Source organism: Achromobacter sp. ACRQX, from assembly GCF_022346505.1.
Taxonomy (GTDB): Bacteria; Pseudomonadota; Gammaproteobacteria; order Burkholderiales; family Burkholderiaceae_B; genus Achromobacter; species Achromobacter animicus.
Window position 1 is genome coordinate 1 of record NZ_JAKRML010000063.1, and the last position, 3106, is coordinate 3106.

Sequence of the window (3106 nt, forward strand, 5' to 3'; positions counted from 1 at the left end):
CTCCGCCGCCGGGCGCGCCTTCAATGTCGTCATAGGTCGTGTAAGACGTCGTGAGATCCAAGGCGGCATAACCATCCCCGCCGTCGCCGCCGGTACCCCCATTGGCAGCCCCGCCTACGCCGCCCATCCCCGCCTCGCCGACGATCAACGCGCGCGCAGCAGGATGAGGGGACATGCCCAAAGAAATCAAAGACAGACCAAAACAAAGCCTAAGCGCAATACCGCGCGCCTTGTCGGTTCGATTTGAGATCGAAACCGCATGTCGCGACGCCAAGCAAGAATCCGTACACATCAATGGTTCATCCTGGGTGGTGGATTCACGCGCGGCTTCACGAATTCAACAGCACCTGAAGCTCAGGTGACGCTACATGCAGAATCGCTACTTTGATCTCGTAAGAACGTGGAATACCGGAGTGGCCGGTTGCGCGTTTGAGTAATCCGGTTAATCACATCGAACGACGGAAGCACGCTGCAAAGCGTTCAAGCCTCTGTCGTCGGTGTCTCAGATTCTCTTTATGCGCCCCGACTTCACCCAGAGTAGGTTTACTCCGATGTCGCGAGAGCCTTCATAAGAATCAGTCGCCGGGCAAAATCAGACGATCGCTATGGCGCACATTGCAAGACACTGCCAGTTATCCGGCGGACCCATGCTTCGCGCGATTGCTAGAACAGGTACTTCACCCCAACTGAGCCGCCCACCGCCCGCAACCCTGACGCGCCGCCCAAGCCCTGTTCGGCATGCACCTGCACGTTGACGAAAGTGTTCCTGCCCGCGCGCCGGTCGTAGCCCGCCGTCAGGCCCACGCGCGACCCATCCAGATCGTTGTCGAACGCGATGTCGCCTTGCGTGGCGGTGGGGTACGTACTGGAGGATTTTCCGAACGTGTGCCGATAGCTCAGCATCAGCCAGCCGTGGTGCCGCGTCTCGGGTTGCGCATCCCAGATTTTGGAAACCTTCAGGCTCACACGCGAGTGCAGCGCGCGCATTCCGGGCAGCGCAACCGGCCCGACTCGGTCTTCGCTGTCGCGCAGTCTGACGTGTTGGACCATCACCTGGGCTTGCGGCTCGATGCGCAGTCCGCTGGCGTCGTCGATGTCGAAGGCTTTGCCGGCTTCGGCGGACAACGCGGCGCCCCATCCGGACGTCTGCAAAGACAAACCTTGCGCGCCGCGCGAATGGGCCTTCACACCGTAGCGGCTGACCTGCGCGACGAAATCGGCGTATCCGCCCTTGCCGTCGATCAACGTGTAGTAGGCGCCCAGGCCGTACATGGTCTGATCGCTGCGGCCGGCAGCCACTGTCGAACGCGTGAACGCCTGATAGTGCGCCACGTCGTTGCGTGAAGCCATTGCCGTAGCGAACACGCCCGCGCTCCGGCGGCCGGCGCCTCTGCTGGCCACGAACAGGTCGGTTCCCACCTGTAGCCCGCCCAGCCGCGAATCCACGGCGACGTTCGCTTGCCGGATCCCCATGGGTGCGCCATCCCGGCGTTCGAGGACCCCGAACGATCGCGCCCAAACATACGGGTAGACCGTTCGCGCCAGCGTTTCGGTCGCACCCATCCGTTCGTTGAACGAACCCACCGCCACCTCGGACTGCCGCAAGGCCTGATTGCCCAACTGCGAGTAGATGGACACCTCGGGGCGGACATCGCTGAAGAGATACCAGTTGTTGGCCAGATCGGCTGCGCCGTTTCGCGCGCCGTGCACCAGCCCGTAGTTGAACGCGCCGGCCAGCGTGGGTTGTTCTGGGGATTGGCGAAACGCATGGTCGGTGCTGGCGCCTGCCTTGACCACCAACAGCCCGTCGCCGGCCATGGGATCTCCGAAGCCGCCGGGCGTGATGATCTTCAGGTAGGTCAACCCCGTGGCGCCCTGGGTCAGCGTCAGATGATCCGCAGCGCCGGTCGGACTGACGTGCAACTGGACTTGCCCGCCCGCGCCCACCAGGTTGTTGGCGGTAAGCGTTCGGCCGACCTCGTTGTTGGACCCGTCGGGCGGTGCGAAGGCAATGCTGCCTGCAAGCTGAAGCGCATTGACGGTGCTGAGATTGTTTCCCGCCGAGGCATGAGGGGTATCGGCCAGGACGTTCCATCGGCTCGTCGCATCGATGACGAGATTCGGTCCGTTCATCCGGCCGTCGAGCACGGCACCGTTGGCAAGGTACAAGGCCGCATTGCTGGCGCCAGCAACACTGGCCGCATGATCGGCCCGCCCCAGGCTCGTGCCTTGAATGACCAGCATGCCCTCATCAACTCGCGTGGCGCCTGCATACGTGAGCTGCGCCGCCGGCGTGGTAGTGCCCGATCCGGTGTCGTTGCGCTCGATGATCCATGTTCCGGCCCCGGTCTTGGTGAGGTTGCCGGCGCCGCTGATCGTTCCGTGCATCACGGACACGGTGCCGTCGGCAGTGTGGACCGCGCCATCACCGCGCAGCTGAAAATCGCGCTGCGATGTGATGCTGGCGTTCAGCTGCAATCCGCCGCCCTCGAAGATGAGGCCGCCCGCCGTGTCTCCCAGCGCCGCGTCGTCCGTGATCGCAAGCCATCCCCCGGAAAGCGTCCAAGGCGTAAGCGCCAGCGCGGGCGAACCCGTGAGCGCCCACGTGCCGTGAGACGCTTTCTCGAATGCGTTGAAGCCCAGATACTGACCCTGCGCGCCGGGGCCGATCTTGCCCACGTCAAACGCCTGCGCAGCGCCGCCATCCAGGATCAGCGTGTTTGTGCCGCTTGATTCTGTGGCATCGACGAGCCCCTGAATCACGCTGCCTTCACGGAGCATCAAGGTCGAATTGCCGGCGGTCGCCGCGTACTTGATGGCGGTGTCCTGGTTGACCGGCCCCGCCACAATGGATCCCGCGTTGATGATGACGGTGCCGGCCCCCGTGACGTAGACGCCGTGATTGCTGTTGCCGGCCGCGCCGCCCCCGTTCGTATCGAAACGCGAGTACTGCCCGCCGCGGCCGCCATCGCCGCCTGGCGCGCCGCCGCCGCCACCGCCCGCGGCGAAACCTTCATACGGTTTGGCATCGCCTCCGTTGACGCCGGACGCCCCGCCGGCAATGCCGCCCGCCCCCCCAATTCCCTCGATGAGGATCGGCCACACG

Annotated in this window: 2 protein-coding genes; both read right to left on the minus strand. The window is 64.3% G+C overall.

Annotated features, from left to right (window positions below; all coding sequences use genetic code 11):
* Positions 1-274 (minus strand): hypothetical protein (locus tag MHZ91_RS28150; RefSeq protein WP_370647903.1); only part of this gene is annotated, 274 nt, incomplete at its 3' end.
* A 389-nt stretch (positions 275-663) separates the two neighbouring features.
* Positions 664-3106: autotransporter outer membrane beta-barrel domain-containing protein (locus tag MHZ91_RS28155; protein ID WP_304505280.1), on the minus strand; the 2443-nt coding region annotated here is incomplete at its 5' end.